This is a genomic window from Providencia heimbachae ATCC 35613, from assembly GCF_001655055.1.
Classification (GTDB): Bacteria; Pseudomonadota; Gammaproteobacteria; order Enterobacterales; family Enterobacteriaceae; genus Providencia; species Providencia heimbachae.
Genome location: NZ_LXEW01000042.1, coordinates 1 through 22,711 on the forward strand (window position 1 = coordinate 1; position 22,711 = coordinate 22,711).

19 protein-coding genes are annotated in these 22,711 nt (G+C 37.9%); 8 read left to right on the forward strand and 11 right to left on the reverse strand.

Going from position 1 to position 22,711, the window contains the following annotated elements; translation table 11 throughout:
- The first annotated feature begins 416 nt into the window (after positions 1–416).
- Positions 417–1,412: a LacI family DNA-binding transcriptional regulator gene (locus M998_RS15330; RefSeq protein ID WP_068446302.1), complete on the forward strand. Its 996-nt coding sequence runs from the start codon at positions 417–419 to the stop codon at positions 1,410–1,412.
- A 1-nt stretch (position 1,413) separates the two neighbouring features.
- Here the strand turns inward: M998_RS15330 and M998_RS15335 are convergent, their stop codons facing one another.
- Positions 1,414–2,868: a glycoside hydrolase family 32 protein gene (locus M998_RS15335; RefSeq protein ID WP_068909673.1), complete on the reverse strand. Its 1,455-nt coding sequence runs from the start codon at positions 2,866–2,868 to the stop codon at positions 1,414–1,416.
- A 224-nt stretch (positions 2,869–3,092) separates the two neighbouring features.
- On the opposite strand from M998_RS15335, the gene M998_RS15340 reads away from it, so the two are divergent.
- The 3 genes from M998_RS15340 to purT all read left to right on the forward strand — a co-directional run bounded on the left by M998_RS15340 (position 3,093) and on the right by purT (position 6,440).
- Entirely contained in the window at positions 3,093–4,037 is a 945-nt protein-coding gene (locus tag M998_RS15340) for a PfkB family carbohydrate kinase (protein ID WP_068909675.1), read from the forward strand.
- A gap of 173 nt (positions 4,038–4,210) precedes the next feature.
- On the forward strand, positions 4,211–5,137 hold the full coding sequence (rarD, locus tag M998_RS15345) for an EamA family transporter RarD (RefSeq protein WP_068909677.1): 927 nt from the start codon (positions 4,211–4,213) through the stop codon (positions 5,135–5,137).
- 124 nt (positions 5,138–5,261) lie between these two features.
- Complete coding sequence (gene purT / locus M998_RS15350; protein WP_068446293.1) at positions 5,262–6,440, forward strand: formate-dependent phosphoribosylglycinamide formyltransferase; 1,179 nt, start codon at positions 5,262–5,264, stop codon at positions 6,438–6,440.
- A gap of 91 nt (positions 6,441–6,531) precedes the next feature.
- Here the strand turns inward: purT and M998_RS15355 are convergent, their stop codons facing one another.
- The 8 genes from M998_RS15355 to M998_RS15385 form a co-directional block, all read right to left on the reverse strand.
- Positions 6,532–7,764 carry a hypothetical protein gene (locus tag M998_RS15355; protein ID WP_068446291.1) on the reverse strand — a complete coding sequence of 411 codons (1,233 nt, stop codon included), beginning with the start codon at positions 7,762–7,764 and terminating at the stop codon, positions 6,532–6,534.
- A 43-nt stretch (positions 7,765–7,807) separates the two neighbouring features.
- A complete protein-coding gene (locus tag M998_RS15360) occupies positions 7,808–10,363 on the reverse strand; it encodes a fimbria/pilus outer membrane usher protein (protein ID WP_169817215.1) in 2,556 nt (851 codons plus the stop codon).
- Between the two features lie 62 nt (positions 10,364–10,425).
- Positions 10,426–11,175: a fimbrial biogenesis chaperone gene (locus M998_RS15365; protein WP_169817216.1), complete on the reverse strand. Its 750-nt coding sequence runs from the start codon at positions 11,173–11,175 to the stop codon at positions 10,426–10,428.
- Position 11,176: 1 nt separating this feature from the next.
- Positions 11,177–11,887, reverse strand: coding sequence for a fimbrial biogenesis chaperone (locus tag M998_RS19455; RefSeq protein WP_068446285.1), 711 nt, complete (start codon positions 11,885–11,887; stop codon positions 11,177–11,179).
- A 17-nt stretch (positions 11,888–11,904) separates the two neighbouring features.
- The gene (locus M998_RS15370; protein WP_068909679.1) at positions 11,905–12,450 is read right to left on the reverse strand and encodes a fimbrial protein; all 546 of its coding nucleotides are present in this window, start codon (positions 12,448–12,450) and stop codon (positions 11,905–11,907) included.
- Positions 12,451–12,455: 5 nt separating this feature from the next.
- Positions 12,456–13,019 carry a fimbrial protein gene (locus M998_RS15375; protein WP_068446281.1) on the reverse strand — a complete coding sequence of 188 codons (564 nt, stop codon included), beginning with the start codon at positions 13,017–13,019 and terminating at the stop codon, positions 12,456–12,458.
- Positions 12,994–13,668 carry a fimbrial biogenesis chaperone gene (locus M998_RS15380; RefSeq protein WP_068446279.1) on the reverse strand — a complete coding sequence of 225 codons (675 nt, stop codon included), beginning with the start codon at positions 13,666–13,668 and terminating at the stop codon, positions 12,994–12,996. Before M998_RS15380 ends, M998_RS15375 begins: the two co-directional genes overlap by 26 nt.
- A gap of 72 nt (positions 13,669–13,740) precedes the next feature.
- Positions 13,741–14,280 carry a fimbrial protein gene (locus M998_RS15385; RefSeq protein WP_068446277.1) on the reverse strand — a complete coding sequence of 180 codons (540 nt, stop codon included), beginning with the start codon at positions 14,278–14,280 and terminating at the stop codon, positions 13,741–13,743.
- Positions 14,281–15,324: 1,044 nt separating this feature from the next.
- Between M998_RS15385 and M998_RS15390 the strand changes: the two genes are divergently transcribed.
- From M998_RS15390 to yjiA, 4 genes are all read left to right on the forward strand, one after another.
- The gene (locus M998_RS15390) at positions 15,325–15,777 is read left to right on the forward strand and encodes a WG repeat-containing protein (protein ID WP_068446275.1); all 453 of its coding nucleotides are present in this window, start codon (positions 15,325–15,327) and stop codon (positions 15,775–15,777) included.
- Positions 15,778–16,279: 502 nt separating this feature from the next.
- Positions 16,280–18,433: a carbon starvation CstA family protein gene (locus tag M998_RS15395; RefSeq protein WP_068446274.1), complete on the forward strand. Its 2,154-nt coding sequence runs from the start codon at positions 16,280–16,282 to the stop codon at positions 18,431–18,433.
- Positions 18,434–18,512: 79 nt separating this feature from the next.
- Positions 18,513–18,716 (forward strand): YbdD/YjiX family protein, encoded by a 204-nt coding sequence (locus tag M998_RS15400; RefSeq protein WP_068446273.1) that lies wholly within the window; start codon positions 18,513–18,515, stop codon positions 18,714–18,716.
- Positions 18,717–18,739: 23 nt separating this feature from the next.
- The gene (yjiA, locus tag M998_RS15405) at positions 18,740–19,702 is read left to right on the forward strand and encodes a GTPase (protein ID WP_068446271.1); all 963 of its coding nucleotides are present in this window, start codon (positions 18,740–18,742) and stop codon (positions 19,700–19,702) included.
- Positions 19,703–19,838: 136 nt separating this feature from the next.
- Here the strand turns inward: yjiA and M998_RS15410 are convergent, their stop codons facing one another.
- Both M998_RS15410 and M998_RS15415 read right to left on the reverse strand, forming a co-directional pair.
- Complete coding sequence (locus M998_RS15410) at positions 19,839–21,158, reverse strand: L-cysteine desulfidase family protein (protein WP_068446269.1); 1,320 nt, start codon at positions 21,156–21,158, stop codon at positions 19,839–19,841.
- Positions 21,159–21,360: 202 nt separating this feature from the next.
- Positions 21,361–22,707, reverse strand: coding sequence for an MATE family efflux transporter (locus M998_RS15415; protein ID WP_068446267.1), 1,347 nt, complete (start codon positions 22,705–22,707; stop codon positions 21,361–21,363).
- Positions 22,708–22,711: the final 4 nt, after the last annotated feature.

Here is a 22,711-nt window from a genome sequence, read left to right on the forward strand (position 1 = left end):
AGATAAATAAGATACCAAGTAAAATTGGCAATAATATTTTCTACTAAACGTTGTTTTTTTTATTAATGTGTTACTGACCTTAAATTATATTAAAAGTATCATCTAGCTAAATTTAATATAAAAATAGAAACAATGGTTAAAGTACGTGTCAATGAGTAAGAAACGATTAATGCTTTGTAACAATATAAGTGAATTTACGTGCTCTATGCGTATTTTTGTGAGGCATCCTATAAAATCTTTTTATAGAATAGAATGATAATATCTTAAAATGGTAGTCATAAAAAGCCTATATTGTCGATTTTATGTAGTTTTGTTTAGTGATAGTACCGAGTTGTTTATTCACGAAGAGTGAGTGCTTTTTATAAGTAACATGATAGAATTTATATTTGTTCTATTGTAATGAGTGAATATACTTAATGGCTTCTTTGAAAGATGTAGCTCGATTAGCGAGCGTTTCCTTAATGACAGTCTCGAGAGCTATCAATAATCCTGAACTGCTAAAACCCGAAACCCTTAAGCAGGTGCAACAGGCCATTGAGACACTTAATTATGTGCCTGATTTTTCTGCTCGTAAAATTAGGGGAAAAAGTTCTCGAGTTTCAACGGTCGGCGTATTAGCCCTTGATACTGCCACAACACCATTTTCAGTGGAAATAATTCTATCGATTGAGCAGACTGCAAGGCAATTTGGCTGGAGCAGCTTTGTTGTCAACATAACCTCTAACGATGATTATGATAGAGCTGTTCGCCAACTATTATCTCAACGGCCTGATGGTATAATTTATACAACCATGGGTCTCAGAGACGTCATTATTCCGGAGTCATTGCACAAAAGCCGTTTAGTACTCGCTAACTGTATTAGTCAAGATAAACAATTCCCCGCTTATATACCGGATGATTTTAATGGCCAATATGCTGGGATATGCCGTTTAATTGAGAAGGGGTACAAAAAACCATTATGCCTTTATATCCCGAAAGAGACCTTAGCGGGCAAAATCCGACGAGAGGCCGTTGAAGCTGCATGGGCAAACGCAAAGTTGCCTGCTGAGTCATTGATGCAATATCATCTTGAGTTCGGAGACGAGCACTATATTGATGTCGTCGATCTTATTAATAATCACTGTCCAGATGGTCAGCCTGATTTTGATGTGGTGGTTTGCGGTAACGATCGAATCGCCTTCCTTGCATATCAAATATTACTAAGTAAGGGATTGCGTATTCCTAGCGATATCGCCGTACTGGGTTACGATAATATGATTGGTGTTGGTGAGTTATTTTATCCGCCATTAAGTACAATAACGTTACCCCATTACCAGATAGGACAAGAAGCAACTTTACACATAATAGAAGAAAGGCAGCATACGGATACTCAGCATGTGCCTTGTGATTTGCTTGAACGAAGTTCGTTTTAATTTAACTGATGGCTCTCTCTAGGTTCCAAAACGTACCGTTATCCAATTTTGCACTTTGATTTATGGCGAATAACTTCAAAGTATAATCACTATCTTGTGGATATATTCGGCAACTAAAGGTTTGTTCCCCATCATTGATAAAAACTTCTAAACTTGATTTATCAATAAATGCGCGGATTTTAAGTTGTTTGGTCTTGGGCAATTCCGTACTACGGCTATCACTAATAATATATTTAGGATAGTGGCGAGATAATGTTAATTTTTGATTTTGGTTATCAATATAAAATTGAATACCATTACCGATCCAAAAACCAAATTTTTCAGCTGAGCTATTTTGCAAATCCCAAACTAATTCTAATTCACAACAAGTCGCATTCTCATTAATAAGAATATCTGTATTTTTTATTAATATAGTTGAAGGAATTATTTTTTCATCTTGGCGTAATGTTTTTAATTCTTCAATTGGGTTAGCAATAATTTTACCCTGATCGTTCAGTACTAATTCTCGCGGTAATGTAAAGCACCCAGACCAACCGTGTTCTTGTGATGGCATATGACTTTCCCACATATCCATCCAAGCCATCGCAATACGTCGACCATCTTTTGCTAGAAAAGTTTGTGGTGCATAAAAATCTTGGCCAAAATCTAGCTCAGAAAATTGATGTGTAATTTCATAAGGTTGATCTGGAGCCCATTGGCCGACTAAATAACCATTTTGGTAAAGGTTACGGAATTGGTAGTCTTGAGATTTTTTACCTTGGGGCGAAAATAAAGTAATAAAGTGATTACCGAGAGGAAAAAAGTCAGGGCATTCCCACATATAGACATTTTTATCTTCGGTTTTGGCAAGGGTTTGGTATTCATCATTCCAATTTAACAAATCGGTCGTACTGAATAATAAAATTTGTCCTTGATCAAGTGCATCTCTTGCACCAACAACCATCCACCATTTCCCATCTTGAAACCAAACTTTAGGATCACGAAAATGCATGAATCCTTCAGGAGATGGAATAACAACCCCTTTTTTTTCAAAGTGAATACCATCATCGCTGATAGCGACACATTGGGTTTGATGGATTGCGCTATCATCATTCGCGCCATTAAGCCAGATATGACCAGTGTAAAATAGATATAATTTTCCTTCGTGACTCACCGCTGAGCCAGAAAAACAGCCATCCTTATCGTACTCATCACCCGGTGCTAGCGCGATAGGCTGATGTTGCCAATGGATCATATCTTCACTTGTTGCGTGACCCCAATGCATTGGCCCCCAAAGGGAGCTAAAAGGGTGATGTTGATAAAAAGCATGGTATAAGCCGTCATGATAAATTAGCCCATTAGGATCATTAAGCCAACCTGCATAAGGGGCTAGATGGTAGTGCGGATAAAATTGCTTGTTTAATGATTTTCTTGCTTTTTTTATCGCGTTAGTGGCGAGTTCAATGCGCTGCTTCATCATGTCCCCTTGTACGTTTAATGATGTTCTTTGCGGTATCAACCGACAGATATCATTATTAAATAGAATAACAGTGAGATAATTCGTGCGTTTCGATAATCGTTTACTTATACTTCATGTTAACGTTAACAAAATTATTTTGCTAGTACTAATTTATCCGTTTTTACCTTGATAGGTAAATGTTCATGAGTATATCGAGTGATAAGGCAAACAGAGGAGATACGATGAAAATCTGGTCGTTAGGTGATGCGGTTGTCGATTTAATTCCGTTGCAAAATATGCAATATGAAGCATGTGCTGGTGGTGCTCCTGTCAATGTTGCCGCAGGAGTTGCTAAATTAGGCCAATCAAGTGGTTTTATCGGCAGAGTAGGTGAAGATGCTTTTGGCCATTTTATGCAGAAAACCCTATTTGATTTAGGCGTTGATACCAGTGCTATGGAATTTGATCAACAGCATCGTACCAGTACCGTTCTTGTTTCTTTGCATGAAAATGGTGAGCGGGAATTTTCTTTTTTAGTTTCCCCTTCGGCAGACCAATTTTTGAGTCATAAAAATCTACCTTTATTTGATAAAGATATTTTGCATTTTTGCTCATTAGCATTGGTGAATATTGTTTGTCGGACTTCACTAGCAAAAGCAATCGAAAAAATGAAGCATGCCAGTGGATTATTAAGTTTTGATATTAATTTGCGCCCACAGATGTGGCCTGACCTTAATGAAATGTATGCCGTTATTGATGCTTTTTCCTCTGAAGCCGATATATTAAAACTATCAGATGATGAGCTACTTTGGTTAACCAAAGAAATGACTTTAGAAAATGCAGTAGAGAAACTTCAAAAATATCCAGCTCGGTTAAAAATAGTTACGCAGGGCGCTAAAGGGTGTCTAGTGATAACGCCAAATAGCCAAGTTGCTATCAGTGCTTACTTAGTGGAAAGCGTTGATACAACAGGTGCTGGAGATGCTTTCATGGCGGGGTTACTTGCGGCAATTGCACAATATGGCATTTTAGATAATGAAGACTATTTCATGAAAATAGTGACACAAGCTGCGGCCTGTGGTGCATTGGCAACAACGCGAAAAGGGGCGATTAGTGCAGCACCGACTCAACAAGAGTTGATAGACTTTATTGCACAGCAGCCGCCATTGCATCAACGAGAGCTGTAATATTTATATTTAAGGTGGTGTAAATTCGTCACCTTAATTTTACAGTGCATTGCTTTAATTTATTTCTCATCAATTAAGATGTTTTTTATCATGCGCGAGACATTCTATTTTATAAATTTTGGCGTATGATATTGAAAGAATTTTACTTTATCATATTCTATTACGGGTAAATTATGTTACTGCGTTCAGGGGTGGCCTTAGCTATCTTTTCTTATATATTATGGGGCGTTACTCCTCTATTTTATCGCTTACTCCCTGGCGCACAATCTTTAGAACTTTTAGCTCAACGTCTTATTTGGTCGATTCCTTTCTTGTTTTTAATTCGCCTCGCCATTAAAAATAAATCATTGTGGTCACAAGTCTGGGCAGATAAGCGCTCAATTATTTTATGTTTATTTAGTTCGGCGATTATGGCTGTTTCGTGGACGGCATTTACTTATGCCCTTACTCATGGACAAGTATTAGCTGCTAGCTTGGGCTATTTTATTAACCCGCTATTTTCTATTTTATTGGGTGTTTTATTTCTAAAAGAAAGATTAGTCTTTGCTGAAAAATTGGCTGTTGTTTTTATTTTTACGGGTGTTGTATTTCAAATATGGCAATACGGCGAGTTACCTATTCTGGCTTTAGTGATGGGGAGTGCCTTTGCTGTTTATGGCTTAATCCGTAAATTTATTCGGTTTGATGTCATCACTTCTTTATTTTTAGAAGCGCTTTGGTTACTACCGCTCGCATTAGGAATAACATGGTGGTTATCGGCTAATGGGATGAGTGCTGTGATGGGAGGCGATTGGCAAACAAAGGTATTGTATATGCTTGCAGCCCCGGTAACGATTATTCCACTACTCTTTTTTACCGCAGCAATTAAAAGAACAACATTAACCGTCATTGGGTTAGCGCAATATATTGAGCCAACTATTCAATTTTTATTAGCGGTATTCTTATTCAATGAGCTATTTGATTGGGTGAAAGGCGTGAGCTTTTCACTTATTTGGATCGGTTTATTATTTTGTATTCTTGCTCTATTACATAAGCGTTACACCAAGTTCCATCGGCGAGAACCTTTTATTACCGGGCGCGATGAAACACCTCAACTCTAATTTGTTATAATAAAAAGCAAGTGCCTTTCTTGGTAAGTCGACTTCTGTATAGTGAAAGCAAACGATTGCGTGTATAATCAAATCTATTTATTTAATGCACAGCCGCATCAAAAGGTTATTAATTATGAGTCAATTAGGTACAGCGCTTTGCCCTTCAGCGACAAAAGTCATGCTTCTAGGATCGGGTGAACTCGGAAAGGAAGTTGCTATTGAATGCCAACGCCTTGGCATTGAAGTTATTGCGGTTGATCGTTACGACAACGCACCGGCTATGCATGTTGCACACCGAAGCCATACGATAAATATGCTCGATGGTGAAGCATTACGTCAATTGGTTGAGGTTGAAAAACCTGATTTTATTGTTCCTGAAATTGAAGCAATAGCGACTAAGACATTAATTGAATTAGAGCAACAAGGACAAAAAATTGTACCTTCTGCTAATGCAGTCTATTTAACCATGAATAGAGAAGGCATTCGCCGCCTTGCATCAGAACAGTTAGATTTACCGACTTCCGAATACCGTTTTGTTGAAAATAAAACTGATTTTGTCGCGGCAGCGATAGAAATTGGTTTTCCCTGCATTGTTAAGCCAGTAATGAGCTCATCAGGTAAAGGGCAAAGTATTATTCGTTCACCTGAACAGCTTGAATCGGCTTGGCATTATTCTCAAGAAGGTGGACGAACAGGACAAGGCCGTGTCATTGTTGAAAAAATGGTGAATTTTGATTTTGAAATTACGCTATTAACGATCAGTGCCGTTGATGGTATTCAATTTTGCGCACCGGTTGGCCATCGACAAGAAAAAGGCGACTACCGTGAATCATGGCAACCGCAAGCCATGAGTGAAGTTGCACTGAAAAAAGCTCAAGATGTAGCCGCTAAAATTGTTTCTGCTTTGGGTGGTTATGGTTTATTTGGTGTGGAACTATTTGTTTGTGGGGATGAAATCATTTTTAATGAAGTTTCTCCGAGACCTCATGACACGGGGATGGTGACATTAATTTCTCAAAATCTATCTGAATTTGCTTTGCATGTACGTGCATTTTTAGGTTTTCCTATTGGCAAAATACGCCAATATGGCCCAAGCGCCTCTGCGGTTATTTTGCCTGAATTACATAGCCATAATGTGATCTTTTCCAGGATTAATAAAGCATTAGATAGTGATGTTCAACTTCGCTTATTTGGCAAACCCGAAATTGCAGGAACACGCCGATTAGGTGTGGCATTGGCGATTGCGGATGATATTGATCAAGCTTTAGATATGGCAGTAAAAGCAGCCAGTAGCGTTGAGGTGAAAGGGTAGTTTTTTTCAAATAGTGAATAAAGGCGTCATAGCACTTATCATGGCGCCTTTATAATACGTGAGTATTCGGTATTAAAATAGCGATTAACATTTATTCTAAATAGAAAGAAACGTCGACACTTCCTCTATAACCACCTGGTCTAACAGTTCCATTATGGCAAAGGTTAAAGTATAAATTTTGTTGTAGGTTTGTGGTTGTAATATCACCTAGTTTGATTCGGTCGTAATAAACTAATGCGCTCGCGTTCCCATTTCGGCAAATATCGGAAGGTGGTGGAACTTTAGTGGTTACAATATAAGGACGTTCTGTTGAGTTATTACTATTTCCTGATACTGCATCTAACGCCATTCCTGCAAGATTAGTTCCTGATGTTGTTCCCGCACTGGTCTGCCCATGCAATGGTTGGTTGGCTGAAAGCACCATTAACAATTTTCCAGTAGTTACACAGTTGATCGCCATAGTTGCAGGGCGAGTTTCGAGTAGTTGATTTTGCTTATAACCTGAAAATTGTGTACCAAAGATGATATTTGTCGCCGTTAGTGGTGCGACAGTACATGAATCTAAAGCCTCTATACTTAATGTATTATCATTGAGTAAACTGGTTTCTGAACTGCTCCACCCCATGTAGGAATAGATAGTCCCTTGCCCAAATACAAGGCGCTCACCTGTTGATAGTTTATAGCGGCCTTTTGCTACCGTTGTTGGCCCGCCTGACTGAGAACTTGAATAGGCCGAAAAACTGGTGATATCAGCACGAATAAACCCAGTAGGCGTGCCTCCTGCCTGAAAATAGTTATTGATATTAGTCGAACTATATTCTAATCCCCACGATAAATGACCACTAGATTTAAGTTGCCCTGATATTTGTCGAGATTCTTTTAAAACGGCATTCTTGGTTACCGTTAAATAGCTTGAGTTTTTATAAGAAGCTGTAACTGTACCATTAAGCAATAGAATAATAATGCGGCTGTTATCATTTTCATTGATTAGCCTAATGCCTGGAGCACCATTATAGGTTGGGAAATTTGAGCCAATTATATTACTTGATATTGTTGCAAATTTAAGATAAGTATCTCGGTGCGGAAGCATAGGGTAGTTAACATCCGGCTGCGTTAATGGGTAGCTGGATGTACTTACGTATCTTGCATGTGTATTTAAATTGGCAGTTCTAGACGATGGATAAAGTTCTCCTAAATATCCGTTCTGGCCTGCTCTCACCGTAAGCTTATCTGCAGAGAATGCAGAAGGATGCACTCCGACGAGAAGTGCTAAAAGTAAACTTGGCATCACATAGCAAGAAAGTGATAATTGGAATTTCTTCATTAGAATACCTTTATAAATCTAAATTAATTGGTTAATTGAAATATTATTTACATTCTGCATTTATGGTTCTAACAGGGGAGTCCGCAGTTACTTGAATCCTTTCAAGCTCGCTATAATTGATGGAGCATTGGCCAGTTTGATTACCCCATTTAATATTAATACTTCCTGAATTCGGTAATCCACTCATATAAAGTTGATTGTTTGAACCTACAATGCCGGTATTAACATCATCATCTTTGTCATCAGAGACAAGAGAGGCAATGGCGCCGAATGGTGGTGTTTTTCCTGAGGTACTCATATTAATAATGACTTGATAACCAATTTTTGTTTTAAAATTGCGTTTAATAACAGCACCATCGGTTGGGTAGACCATCATGGAGGTATCTTTAAATGTGATATCATCGGGTAGCGTATTAACATTAATGGAAATTTGATTTGCAGTGTTGCTTGCGAGTTGTGTAATAATAGCATTGCCAAAACGGTCAAATTTCGAACCAGTCATTAATGCGGCACCTTTCGCTCCATCCGCCGTTATAATTGCCATTGTGTCACCTACATTCGGTGACAGAGTAATGCCATCCGAATGAGCAATTAACCTACCACTCATGCTGGCATTCATTGCTCGATTAGTATCTGAGTAGCTATAGCCCGCTGAGATAGTGGAGTTATTTGCAGAGTATGAACCATTTAAGCTGCCACCATAGCTATCGTCACTACTATTGTAGTTTTGGTACATTCCATAGCTAAAATTATTGTTTAATGCACTGCCAGTTAACCCTGTTTGGTGTCTTGTATCTCCGTGATTATCATAGCTAATACCATACCTAGCACTCATGGATTGAGCTAACTCACTATTTGAAAACAAGCTCAAAGGTACGGACACATCAAAAGAAACCACGCGATTTTCTGGCCATGTATTATTGTTGCTTTTTACACGGTCAACGATATAACTTAGGCTATAAGATACACCTTTGTAGTTATTGTTGTACGTCATTCCGGCAGTGGTATTCGAACTTAAGCCATTCCAATAGGTGTTTTTTGCAGCTCTTAAGGATAACGAGCCATAGTTATCAAAGGATTGGCTGATTGATGTTTGGAAGCTGTAGCGCTGCCTCGAACCTGTCCAAGGTGCTAACCCATCTTTAATGTCATGTCCTGCATTATTGTAATCAGTGAATGAATAGAAATTCTCTGTGGTATAACGCAGTGCGGTTAAATCAAAAGATGTCCCTGTTGAAAGCAAGCTTTTTGAGTAACGGATCCGATAAGATTGACCTTTTAGATTTTTATCGGAAAACTTTGCATCTGAATGAGTTACGTCAGTTGAAAGAGCACCGAGCACACCTAAAGAAAGACCAATACCTCCAACAAACGATGTATATCCACTCGCTGCAAGTAGACCACCATAGGTGGTCATATTGAGAGGTAAACCTATACTGAATGAACCAAGGGCAAATGTTTTTTCTGCTGAGCTTGTGGTTATCCCTCCATTGTAACGACCTGTCGCAAATTCATAGTTATATGAACCTTGTCGTTCCATCATTGGAAGTGATGAATAAGCCTGAGTAAATATTGTCTGTTTGCCATTTTCTTCTTCGATAGTGACTTCCATATCTCCCGCTAAACCACTCGCAGGGATATCTCTAATAATAAAACGACCTGGAGCGACAAACGTTTGATAAACAACGCTTCCATTTTGGCGTACGGTGACGGTTGCGTTAGAGTTAGCAATGCCTTCTACGATAGGAGCAAAGCCTTGGACACTGCTAGGATCCAACCTAGAATTGGATTTTAAGCTTGCCCCTTTCATCGGAATCGAATCGAAGATATTCCCTTCGGTTGATATTTCACCTGCTTTTAATGTCGATTTAATCGTATTAATGGTTCTGTATACATAAGTATTAGAGAATTTGGAATCACTGACGCTAGATGAATTGCTATCTTTATTATAATTATATAAATAACTTGTGCGCAGTCTCCAAGGGCCAACATTAATACCAGCATTCAAATTAGTAAAAATAGAATCTGTGGAGCCTGATTTTTGATGGTTTTTAGCTAATTGTTTGTTATTACTATAGTTAAAAATATAGTCCATGACTAAGGCAGTGACACCATCATCACGTAATTCAGGGGGAACATAACCGACAAAATTTGGCACCATTGCAATTTGAGGAATAGACAGGTTAATTGTCAGTGTCTGTGCATCAAAGATAACGGTAGAATCAGTAATGTAATCAGGTAAATCTGAGATGATTGTGTCGTCAGTGAGATCTCTTAGTTTAGGTAACGAATTGGTATTGATGCCAAATTTATTTAATTCACTGATTGTAAACACGGGTGTGACATGATCATTTTTTTGTTTTTCAAAGGCAATATTGAAATCCCCTGCTGGGATCATATTGACATTCACAGTAACTTCATAAGTTCCCGGTGATAGGGCATTACTTTTTGAAAAGTCATTTAAATCGATTTGGGATACATCGATTCCGCTACCATGCATTAGTAAGCCGGGGTCGTAATAGGATTCAGCATGTGTAAAAGAAGGTATTAATGCATAACAACATGCAAAAACCTCTAATGCGATTATTTTTATTTTCATCCCTTTCACTGCATCACCATTCATTGCCAATTGTTATAGTTAATAATGTTTCAACAGGAAATTTAATTTGAGGACTCGTTGGTTAATTCCATCAAATATTCATCCGTAAATCGCCACTCAATTTTTCCATTAGTGCTATTTGGTAGCGTAATCTTTTTTGTTGAAAAGGGTGTTAGCGTAATTTCTCTTTCACCATTTCGAATATTACTTCCTGAAACCTTTAAGTAATCAAATGTAAAATAAAAAGGTGTCGGGTTTTCTATTATTAATGTATTATTTTTTGTTGATATTTTTATTTCTTTTGCTAATTTACTGGTTTTTAATTCTTCAATTTTTTTCGGCCTATAGAGTAATTTAAAATAAAATGTTGGGACGATATTTAAATGAATATTGTTTTCACTTTTTTCTTTTTCTTCACTTGGGATACCTCTAATACCTATCCAAAATAAACTTTCCCTATCTTTTGGTATATCAATACCATTCACTTGACTGCTGATACGGCGTATATTCCATGATGTTCCCACTCCAGGGTCCATCTTTCTTAGTGGAGGTAAAATGATAAATGGAATAGATTCAGTTGTATTGTTTCCTTTAGGTAATAGAATGTCTTCATCCGTATTATTTACCCATGCTTCCATCAAATAACTTTCTTGGTTTCCATTAACCATATCAATACTAATACCGCCTCTATCGCTTTCGTTATAAACATATCTTTTAAGTACAAAATCAAAGCCAGTTGGGGTGTTTGCTATCGATAAAATAGGTAAAAAGAAAAACAAAGCAAAAAAATACAATAGATAGTTTTTTTTCATGTTATATGCCATTTAGTATTAGCGGGTTAGCTTTAGTTTCTCCGCCATAATCATTAATAATATTCCATTCTAATCTTGATATTTTTTTATTTACATGCAGTTCTAATGTGGAAAATGGCGCTATCATTGGTGCTCTATCGCTGACATAGGCATCATTGTCCATTTTAATATTCACTAATGTATAATAGTAAGGCGATGGGTTACTTATTATAATTTTGTTGCCTGACTGCTTAGCGGTAAATTTGTTGATATAATCACTTACATGTCCTTTAATACCGTTAGGGCGATAAAATATTTTTATTACTATCTTTGTTGATAAATTAAATTTTGTATTTATTTGATTGTTATCTTCATTATTTCTTTGTTTTGTTTCAGGTATGAAATTAACCATGAGGTAAGAGAGTGACTCTCTGTCACTAGGTAATTCACTTAATGCTTTAGGAATTATTTTTAGTGCATTATTTGAATTTTCTTTTAATACCACAATCGGTGGTATAACCGTAAAATTATTACTTGGTACCGACTCAGAATTTAAATCAGAAAATACCAAACTTTGAATAAGATAATTTTTAGTAGCTGTATTGTAGGCAGTGATACTCTGGTTTTTATCTTTTTGAGTAAAAATAATTCGTGAGTGATCTAATGAAACTGCAGCAACCGCGCATTGTGAAATAAGCAATGTACTGACGATAATTTGAATGAACTTATTCATATTAATTTCCACTATTTTTAATCGGCATAGTAACCAATAGTTAATGTCGCAGCGAAATCACCTTCGCTAGGGTCGCAATTGCTCTCGGCACAACGTAGTTTTGCGCTTACCATTTTGGTATCACTAACACTTTGAATGTTCTCCCAAATAATGGATTCTTTATTCGGCTTACTTAATGGGTTTTCATTAACGTTGATCACGCGTGTTCCCTCTAAGATTTGAACGCCAATAACGCCATTTGGGTCGTCATTGAATAAATTTTTACTTCCATTCAATGTGTTTCCTGATGCTAAATAAATCACTGCTGAATTTTGGTTTTGAGAAGTGCAATTTTTTAAACCGATAGTAAAGTTTTTAGTCACATTGCCATTCTTGATTTCAGTTACAGTCGTAATGCCCGCTTGGTTACCAAGCAAAATTTCATTTGGAACATCAATTTCGCAGGTTTTTGCTAAAAATAAGACAGAAAACTCATACTTTACGGTGTAATCATCATCAGCTATCGCAGGGTAGTACATAAAAATCATTAAAAAAGTCAGGAATGTCCATTTAATTTCGCTCATGAGGCCTAATCCTGATAATATTCAAAAGTAACGGCAGCATTAGAATCGCCAGGTTTTACATCGTTCTCCCGTTTTACAAGACTAACGCGATAATTAACTTCAACTGAATCACTCGTTGTTGATGGAAAAGTACTTACGCCATCATCAGTGACCGCCTGACAAGTTTGATTATTTTTATTGCATGACTCTAGTAAAAAACCCGTATTAGTTATATCGTTTAATCCGAAATATATTCCATTATGAAACTGCGTCGATGGCGCTGATTTTGATTTTATTTTAATGTTTTTTTCTGTATTAGCCGGATGATTTTTACAAATTATGGAATAAGAAAAACTTTCTGTTTTGATCGGTTCTTTAATTGAATACTGGTTAACTTCAGATACAACTAAAACTCCTATTTGATTGAAATCAATAGTTTTATTTAAATCGCTGTTATCATCGAACTCACACGTTCCTTTTGTGATTTTTGTTTTAAACTGTATTTGTCCATTTTGAGCGAAAAGTTGGTTTGAGAATAAAATAGCACCTAAAATCAATGTTATTTTACTCAATAGTCCCATGGTATTCATTGTATCCTCCAAGATCATTGATTACCGCCCACTTAATTGAGCCATCTTTCATTTGGCTGAAATAATTTACTTCTGCATATGGTGCTATTACATTATTTTTTTTATCGAGTTTTACTGATTTTTTATTAATATAAAGGCCAGCAAGATTAATGTAATAAGGTGAGTTATTAATTAATTTGACACCTTTTTCGGTGCTTTTTATCTTCACTCCACTAAATGCAGTTTCTTGAGGCATTATTAAATTTGCAGGCCGATAGAAAATTTTAATGACACTTTCTAGCCCAACCTTTACACCATCATCTTTATTCATTTCTGGAATATTACGTGAATGAAAGTAATACATTGTTTCTTTATCTTTAGGAAATTTGCTAGTAATAGCTTTAATTTTAATAATGTTTCTTTGCTTTGGTTCTAACTTAAAAATAGACGGTGTAATAACAAAGTAACCTTCAAAAGCTGTTTTGCTGTTTAGTTGTTGTGTAATAAAACTGGCGACTAAATAAGATTTGTTATCATCATTTCGTGCAGTAATCGTTGCTGAATTAGTTTCTTCTTCAATGATAATACGTGTTTGGCTTAAACCAACACCTGCTTGCGATGCACATGAAAAAACCAATAATATAAAGAATAAGGATTTTAATTTTATCATTTTATTTTCCTTTATAGCAGGCAGAGAATAATTTTCTGCCTGCTTAACTGGCTAATTAACTAAATATAGTTATTAGTCGTATGCAACACTGAATGTTACTGGAACATTTAATTTTTGAGCAACAACACCATCTTTAGTTGTGGCATATAAACCAGCAACAACAGGAACGATATAGTCATTGTCACCCATGACTTTCAGGCCAGAAATAGTGGTTTCAGTATTTGGTAGGATAGGTGTTTTTGCATCACCACCCGTTAATTTAACACCAATTTGCGATGATTGAGCATCAGCAAACATTTCTGAGTGGCCTGTTAATGATTCACCAGTCGCTAGAATTGAAACTTCTTTAGCTTGTGCTTCATCATCATAAACTTTAGTACATTTATTTAATACTAAGTTAAAATTAGATTCTGAAATTGCTTGAGTAATATCTGTTACTTTATCTAGTGAGTGCGTACCTAAATTAACTAAATCTTTAGAAGCACTGATATCACAAGTTGCAGCAACTAAGCGTGCATTAAAGTTAACAGTTGCATCTTGTGCTGCAAATGCTTGAGAAGAAATAGCAGCAATAGCGAAAGTACCAATCATAGCAAGTTTGTTCAGTTTCATATCCATTATTCCTAATTATGTAGTAGGTTTTAAATTCTAAGGTATATCGAATTTTATGCGTGTTTTTATTTTTATAATAAAAATAATCCATATATATAATATGAAATTAGTGCTCTTATTTAAATTAATTTGAGTTGATTATTATAAATATAATCACAAACATTAATTTGGATATATTTAAATAGAGTATTTCTTCGTTTCGGATATAATTTTATTCGTACTCACATTGGTTGTCAAACCGGTAGTGTCTGCTGCTTTGTTAATTTTAACTTGGTTTCAAAGTGTTATTTTTAGTTAAATTCAACTGGTTACGGTATTATTTTGTTTTTTATTAAGTTTATCATTATAATTCACGGAGATTTATTCTGTTTTAAGTCCATTTGCGGTGTGTAAAAAATATTACATGCTCTCAATAATACTTTAACATACTTTGATACTTTCTTTAATGGTTTTGACGGTATCTAATAGGAAGATGTTACGAATGAATGCTTAGCGTGAAAAACTTACACACTATTGAGCGGTTTATAATATTTAAATTGTTATTGATCATCTTTTTGTCGAGATAATGAAAATTCAATATAAATACATATTCGATATAGTGTTAGGAATATTGTGTAGGTTTTGTATCTAAAGCAAAATTATTACTGAGATTTTTCTTATAGAAGTATGAGATTGATATTTTTCTTAGGTTTTTAATTTTGGCTCTTAGGTATATTAGGCATATAAATTGAAAAATAAGTGAGACCAATAACACAAACCGTAATCTCTGATGTTCTATTCGTTGATAGCTGTGAGCAATGTTTTTAGTGTTTGATTACTCTGGTAGCATGCAGAGGTATTAATGAAAGAATTCAATGTTTGATTATGCGAGACTGGTACAATGACTTGAATTTTACAGCACTAAGCGGTAGATCCTCCACAAGACAAGCCGTAATAGGTATTTTTAGTCTTTCATGTATTCATGATGTGAAAAAGTTTAATAGCCGGAAGTTTAAAGAATTTTTTTTGTGGCTAGAGACCAAGAAAAATAAAAAAGGAATGGTAATGGTTAAATATTTAATTAGCCCAATATTATTAGTGGCACTTTCTTTCTCATTATTTGCAGATAATCTTGATGAGCAATATACCCTGTGGGTTAATGATCAAAAAAATGAGATTAAATGCTTTGAATCTTCTTCGCCTTATCAGTATTGCTTACGGCTAGATCCTAATGGTGGACTGTATATGGCAGACAGTCAGGGAAATGAAATTTATCGACTTTACTATTTTGATAATTGGCCTGATGAAGCAAAAGAAGGGCTATATCGTATAAGAAAGGGGGATAAAATTGGCTTTGCGGATGAAAAGACAGGGAAAATAGTAGTTGAAGCGAAATATGATTGTGCTTTTCCATTTGAAAACGGTAAGGCTCGTGTGGGTGTCGGTTGCCGAACGGAGACAGATGGGGAGCATAGCTGGTGGGTAGGCGGTGAGTGGACGGTTATTTATCGTAATTAACATCCTCGTCATACTTCGCGCCGTCGCGTTGTTGGCTTCATGGGTTAACCCAAATCACATACTTGTGTATGCTCATTGGGATTAGCGCATTTACCGCCTAGCGACAACACGAATTATTTAGAGGATTGGGAATGTAGTAAGGAACAATAAAAACCTAAAGACAATAAAGACAGTAATATTACGTTAATGGCGAGATTAATTAACAATGGTTACAATTTTATCGCTATTGTTTATTATTTTTAACTCATTGAAATGTCGTGTTATAGTTAGCTGGATCACATTTTTTACTGGTTTGTAACTCCCCCAAAACCCTTCATACCAAAAATCTAACCGCTTAATTCTTTATGTTACCGCTCAGCGTAACTTTAACCTTTTATCGACGGTTATTTCTTACCATAGACACCATGGCAGAGCTCAATGTATTTACTCCAAATGGTTTAACTACTGCCAGCAATGAATAATAAATTAATGGTATGTTCGTTTTACCTTATAAGGGTGTTCTATGAACAAAAATGGTATTTTGAAGCACATTCCTTGGATGATCCTAGGGATAATTGGTGCGGTGTGTTTGGGCGTTGTCGCGTTAAGACGCGGCGAACATATTAGTGCGTTATGGATAGTTGTCGCCTCAGTGGCGGTTTATTTAATTGCATATCGTTATTACAGCTTATATATCGCTAAAAAAGTGATGAAGCTGGATGAAACTCGTGCAACTCCGGCGGTTATCAATAATGACGGTTTAAACTATGTGCCGACCAATAAAAATGTTCTTTTCGGTCACCACTTTGCGGCAATCGCAGGGGCAGGCCCGTTAGTTGGACCTGTATTGGCGGCACAAGTCGGCTACTTACCGGGAACGTTGTGGTTACTCGGTGGGGTTGTTCTTGCTGGGGCGGTACAGGACTTTATGGTGCTGTTTATCTCCTCACGCCGTAATGGCGCATCATTAGGGGAAATCATAAAAGAAGAACTTGGGCCGATCCCAGGTACTTTGGCGTTATTCGGCTGTTTCCTCATCATGATCATCATTCTCGCAGTACTGGCGTTGATCGTGGTTAAAGCCTTAGCAGAAAGTCCTTGGGGTGTCTTTACGGTCTGTTCGACTGTGCCGATTGCACTCTTTATGGGGATATACATGCGCTATATCCGGCCGGGGCGTGTAGCCGAAGTCTCGGTGATGGGGATTGTGCTACTGGTTGCTTCAATTTGGTTTGGTGGCGTTATCGCTCATGACCCATATTGGGGACCAGCACTGACATTCAAAGATACAACAATTACTTATGTTCTTGTTGGTTATGCGTTTATCTCTGCATTACTGCCAGTTTGGTTGATCTTAGCACCGCGTGATTACCTCGCAACTTTCCTTAAAATCGGGGTTATTGTTGGTTTAGCCATTGGTATTGTTATTCTAAACCCTGAACTGAAAATGCCTGCAGTTACTCAATATATTGATGGTACAGGTCCAGTTTGGAAAGGTACGCTGTTCCCATTCTTATTTATTACCATTGCTTGTGGTGCGGTATCTGGTTTCCACGCATTAATTGCATCAGGAACAACACCAAAATTATTAGCAAACGAAAAAGATGCACGTTACATCGGTTACGGTGCGATGTTAATGGAATCTTTCGTTGCGGTGATGGCGTTAGTCGCGGCTTCGATTATCGAGCCCGGTTTGTATTTTGCGATGAATACACCTCCTGCGGCATTAGGTATTACCATGCCTAACCTGCATGAACTTGGTGGCGCTGATGGCGCAGCAATCATGGCTCAATTGAAAGATGTTTCCGTTCAAGCTGCGGCAACAGTGAGCTCATGGGGCTTTGTTATTTCGCCTGAGCAAATCATGCAAACGGCGAAAGATATTGGTGAACCGTCGATATTAAACCGTGCGGGTGGTGCACCAACATTAGCAGTGGGTATTGCATTCGTATTCCATGAAATCATACCTGCGGCAAATATGGGTTTCTGGTATCACTTCGGTATTTTGTTTGAAGCGTTGTTTATCTTAACTGCGCTGGATGCAGGGACACGCTCAGGCCGCTTTATGCTGCAAGACTTGTTAGGTAACTTTGTTCCATTCTTAAAGAAAACAGATTCACTTGTTGCGGGTATTATTGGTACCGCAGGTTGTGTGGGTCTATGGGGTTACTTGTTATATCAAGGCGTGGTTGACCCTCTGGGCGGCGTTAAGAGTCTATGGCCTCTGTTCGGTATCTCGAACCAAATGTTAGCAGCGGTTGCGTTAGTCCTAAGTACTGTTGTCTTAATTAAGATGAAGCGTAGCAAATATGTATTGGTGACAATTCTACCGGCGGTATGGTTGTTAATCTGTACAACATGGGCGTTAGGTCTGAAATTATTCAGCGATAACCCACAGTTAGAAGGTTTCTTATACTTAGCGAAATCTTACAAAGAAAAAATCGCAGCAGGTGGTACAGACTTTACTGCACAACAAGTTACTGACATGAATCACATTATCATCAATAACTACACCAATGCGGGCTTGAGTATTCTATTCTTAGTCGTGGTTTACGGTATTATTTTCTTTGGTATCCGTGTCGCGATGAAAGCACATAAGAATCCAGAGCGTACCGATAAAGAAACCCCTTATGTACCCGTACCTAAAGAGGGCGTGAAAGTTTCATCTTCACACTAATCTTTAACGGCATACTTAAAATAATGCTCTACATTATGCAATAACATGATGTAGGGCATTTGCGTAGTAGGAGACGCTGATGTTTGGCAATCTAGGAAAAACAGGCAAATACCTTGGGCAAGCCGCCCGAATGTTAATTGGTATTCCTGACTATGATACATACGTACAGCATATGAACGATAATCATCCAGATAAACCGGTTATGACGTACAAAGAATTTTTCCGCGAGAGGCAGGATGCTCGCTATGGTGGAAGTGGCAAAGGTGGATTTCGCTGCTGTTAACTGATGAAGTGAAGAGGGGAATAATGAAACCGATTAATGTAACCATCCTAACTGGCTTCCTAGGGGCAGGTAAAACAACGTTATTAAGCCATATTCTCCATGCAGATCATGGGCATAAAATTGCGGTTATCGAAAATGAATTTGGTGAAGTTCCCATCGATAATGCCTTAATTGGCGACAGAGCGACGCAAATAACAACACTCAGTAATGGCTGTATCTGTTGTAGTCGTTCAAGTGAGCTAGAAAATGCACTTTTAGATTTATTAGATGGTTTAGATACTGGAAAACTCGACTTTGATAGATTAGTGATTGAATGTACTGGAATGGCAGATCCGGGTCCTATCACTCAAACTTTTTTCTCTCATGAAGTCTTATGTGAACGGTTTTTATTGGATGGCATCATTACCTTAGTGGATGCGGTTCATGCAGATAAACAACTTAATGATTTTGCGGTAGCACAAGCACAAATTGGCTACGCTGATAGAATTTTACTCACCAAAACAGATGTTGAACCTAACATCGATGCATTAACCGAACGTTTACAGCGTATTAATGCGAGAGCACCAATTTATCCGGTTATTCATGGTGATATCAATTTAGATTTATTATTAGATATTGAAGGTTTTTTACTCGATTCAAAATTGAATGTAAAACAGCCCACTTTTCGTTTTGCCCCTAAACAGCAAAATGAAGTGGAATCAATCGTTGTTGAGTTTGATTACCCTGTTGAGCTGATGGAAGTTTCCCAAGTGATGGAAGATTTACTGCTTGGTTTTGCTGATAATTTATTGCGTTATAAAGGTATTTTATCCATTAAGGATGAACCTAAGCGGCTATTATTTCAGGGTGTCCAACGTCTTTATAGTGCCGATTGGGATAAGGATTGGCTAGAAGATGAAAAACGCCACAGTGTGCTAGTTTTTATCGGCGTCGGTCTTCCTGAAGATATCATTCGCGAAAAATTTGCAGAATTAGGTGCTAAATAATATTTATCATTTATTAATTAAGATTAATTCAACGTAATTGGCACTGTAGCAAAGCGGAAAAGGCGCTAATCCCAAGGAGCATATAACTAGGGTTAGCGCGTGAAGCCAACAAAGCTACAGTGTTAATGATGCAGAATTAACGTGCTTTAGCAGCCATTATTTCGATAATCTGCACATCTGTATGCCGCATTGAACCGGCGGCTAAAGAACACAAATTGGAAATGGATTGGTCAACATCATCAGAAACAATTCCGTCAGAGCCTCGAACGCAGCTATTATCTAACGCCATTAATACTGCTTTATAGGCTGAGCTGGCACTGGTCGATACCTTCATGGCGCAACTATTTGATGCACCGTCACAAATCATCCCGCTGACATCACCAATCATGCTTGAAATTGCCATGGCAACCACTTCATAACGAGATTCTAATAACCATGCGATACCTGCCGCAGCGCCCATCGCAGCTGTAGTTGCTGCACATAAAGCAGATAATGCAGGGAGTTGGTTATGAATATAAATCGCCATTAAATGTGACAGCATTAAGGCGCGAGCCAATTGTTCTTCGGTGGATTGAAGATAGTCTGCCGTCACCAAAACAGGCATTGTTGCTGCGATCCCTTGGTTACCTGAGCCGGAGTTACTCATCGCCGGTAGCACAGCACCGCCCATACGTGCATCGGATGCAGCGGAAGTACGGATCATGATTTCAGACATCAGGTCTTTGGATAATAAACCACGGTCACGTTGAGTTTGCAGCGTTTTGCCGATGTGTAAGCCATATACATTACGTAAACCTTCCTGCGATAACGCATCATTTAAGTGTGCAGATTCTAAAATAAAGCGGATATCCTCGAGAGGGGCTTGAGTCGCAAAATTGTATACTGCTTTGGCGGTTACGATAGGCAATGGAATATCAGCTGCGCAGTCGACAAGCGTATCACTGTGTTGATTACCCTGAGTAATATCAAAAATAATATTTTCATTATGAATGATTTTAACAATTCGAGTATGCGTGCCCGCAATCATAACGGTTGCAGATCCGGTTTCTGTATAAACAGTGGCTTCTGAATAAATAACATCATCGCAAGGCTGTTTAATATCAACAGTAACAAAGCCTTCGGCTAGCATATTTTTACTGTGTGATATCGCTTCTGGAGAGGCTGATTTTAAGACTTCTAAACCCGCTTCACTGTCACCACCAATCGCACCCAGTGCGGCTGCAATGGGTAAGCCAACCATACCTGTGCCGGGAACCGTTACACCCATACCATTTTTCATCAGGTTAGGGGAAACAAAAGCGCATACACGGATAACGTGCCCATCAAGATAAGAAGCCGCTTTAGCTGCCGCTAATGCTAATGAGATTGGCTCAGTACAACCTAAGGCAGGTTTAACTTCTTGCTTCACAGCTTTAATAAAATATTGCCAAAGTAGTGGCTGAGATTGTGTATGCATGGCGATAGTTTCCAACGAAAGCGTTTTGATAGGTTTATTTTAATCAAAAACGGGGAGAAATATTTCGCTATGTTTGAGGAGATAAAAACGAATAGTAGAAAATTAATCTCTAAATATGTAGTTAAGGGTAAAAATAATCTAAGTTTGACCGTTGTCACAAAAGTCCTGCCTACATCAATAGGCAGGATAAGGTTTTTTAGATTTAGTTTTCTAAATCAAGTCGTTTGCTTTGCCAGCGTCGTGAACGCCAGCGCCAAGCATTGGTTAAGCCTCGAAGCCATTCATCAGCAAAGAAACCAATCCAGATCCCCAATAAGCCCATTTCCATTTTTATTCCTAGGAAATAGCCGAGTGGAATTGCGACACCCCACATAAAGATGATAGCGGTACACAACGGGAAACGTGCGTCGCCAGAAGCGCGCAGTGCATTCACCATCACAATATTTAGGGTTCTGCCAGGCTCTAAGAAAACAGAAAGTAAGAACAGCGGGAGTAGAAGCTCGATAATATTATGATCATCAGTAATATTATTTAAAATAGGATCACGCAGTAACCAAAAGCAAAGTACCACGCCGATAGTCACAAAAAAGCCCATTTTTAAGCTTTTTACACCGCGGTTAAAGGCATCTTCAAATCGCTTGGCACCAACAAGATGACCAACCATAATTTCATTACCAATGCTGATAGAAATACCAAACAGCATAATAAAGAGTGAAAGTTGGAAATAAAGCGTCTGTGCAGCAAGGGCGGTTTCTCCCATCAAGCCGATAAATGCGGAAGCCGTCATAAAATGCAGGATCCACACGAGGTTTTCCCCCGCAGAAGGTAAACCGATATGTAGGATTTTACCTAGCATATTACTTGACCAACGTACCAGCATGATTGGGGTAAATTTAATTCTTAGCCCATAAAATAGTAGGCAGAAAAGTAAAATGACCGCAACGACACGTCCCACAACGGTAGACCATGCCACACCCTCAAGCCCATATTGTGGTAAACCAAAGAAACCATACAGCACAATCATGTTTCCGAATACGGTAATGATATTGGCGATTAACGTTACCCACATAGCGGGCTGGGATTTACCATATACACGTAAACAGGCGGCTAAAATAATCGAAATAGCTTCAGGAATTAAACATATGCCTAAAACCCGCAAATAAGCATAACCATCATCCATTAAATGGGATGGCATATTCATAATGCTAAGTATTTTATAGCCAAAGAATAGGGCGACTAATGCACTGGCAAATCCAAGGATAAAGTTAAATGCAATTGAAATATGAATGGCTTGGCCCGCTTTATCTCGGCGGCCCGCGCCTAAGTATTGGGCGATAACAACGCTACACCCAACACTAATAAAAGTGAAAATAGTAATAAAAAGGTCAAATACCTGATTCCCCACCCCCATAGCAGCGAGGTAGGCTGTTGATACATGACTAACCATGTAAGTATTAATAAGCAAAGTGGCCAAATGAAGAAAAATATCAATAAAAATTGGCCAACTGAGAGAAAAGAGTGATCTCTCAGTCACATCGGACTGATGCATCAAT

Coding starts and splice junctions, on each gene's coding strand:
- M998_RS15330 (WP_068446302.1), top strand. CDS start 417: ATGGCTTCTTTGAAAGATGTAGCTCGATTAGCGAGCGTTTCCTTAATG.
- M998_RS15335 (WP_068909673.1), bottom strand. CDS start 2,868: ATGAAGCAGCGCATTGAACTCGCCACTAACGCGATAAAAAAAGCAAGA.
- M998_RS15340 (WP_068909675.1), top strand. CDS start 3,093: ATGAAAATCTGGTCGTTAGGTGATGCGGTTGTCGATTTAATTCCGTTG.
- rarD (WP_068909677.1), top strand. CDS start 4,211: ATGTTACTGCGTTCAGGGGTGGCCTTAGCTATCTTTTCTTATATATTA.
- purT (WP_068446293.1), top strand. CDS start 5,262: ATGAGTCAATTAGGTACAGCGCTTTGCCCTTCAGCGACAAAAGTCATG.
- M998_RS15355 (WP_068446291.1), bottom strand. CDS start 7,764: ATGAAGAAATTCCAATTATCACTTTCTTGCTATGTGATGCCAAGTTTA.
- M998_RS15360 (WP_169817215.1), bottom strand. CDS start 10,363: ATGAAAATAAAAATAATCGCATTAGAGGTTTTTGCATGTTGTTATGCA.
- M998_RS15365 (WP_169817216.1), bottom strand. CDS start 11,175: ATGAAAAAAAACTATCTATTGTATTTTTTTGCTTTGTTTTTCTTTTTA.
- M998_RS19455 (WP_068446285.1), bottom strand. CDS start 11,887: ATGAATAAGTTCATTCAAATTATCGTCAGTACATTGCTTATTTCACAA.
- M998_RS15370 (WP_068909679.1), bottom strand. CDS start 12,450: ATGAGCGAAATTAAATGGACATTCCTGACTTTTTTAATGATTTTTATG.
- M998_RS15375 (WP_068446281.1), bottom strand. CDS start 13,019: ATGAATACCATGGGACTATTGAGTAAAATAACATTGATTTTAGGTGCT.
- M998_RS15380 (WP_068446279.1), bottom strand. CDS start 13,668: ATGATAAAATTAAAATCCTTATTCTTTATATTATTGGTTTTTTCATGT.
- M998_RS15385 (WP_068446277.1), bottom strand. CDS start 14,280: ATGAAACTGAACAAACTTGCTATGATTGGTACTTTCGCTATTGCTGCT.
- M998_RS15390 (WP_068446275.1), top strand. CDS start 15,325: ATGGTTAAATATTTAATTAGCCCAATATTATTAGTGGCACTTTCTTTC.
- M998_RS15395 (WP_068446274.1), top strand. CDS start 16,280: ATGAACAAAAATGGTATTTTGAAGCACATTCCTTGGATGATCCTAGGG.
- M998_RS15400 (WP_068446273.1), top strand. CDS start 18,513: ATGTTTGGCAATCTAGGAAAAACAGGCAAATACCTTGGGCAAGCCGCC.
- yjiA (WP_068446271.1), top strand. CDS start 18,740: ATGAAACCGATTAATGTAACCATCCTAACTGGCTTCCTAGGGGCAGGT.
- M998_RS15410 (WP_068446269.1), bottom strand. CDS start 21,158: ATGCATACACAATCTCAGCCACTACTTTGGCAATATTTTATTAAAGCT.
- M998_RS15415 (WP_068446267.1), bottom strand. CDS start 22,707: ATGCATCAGTCCGATGTGACTGAGAGATCACTCTTTTCTCTCAGTTGG.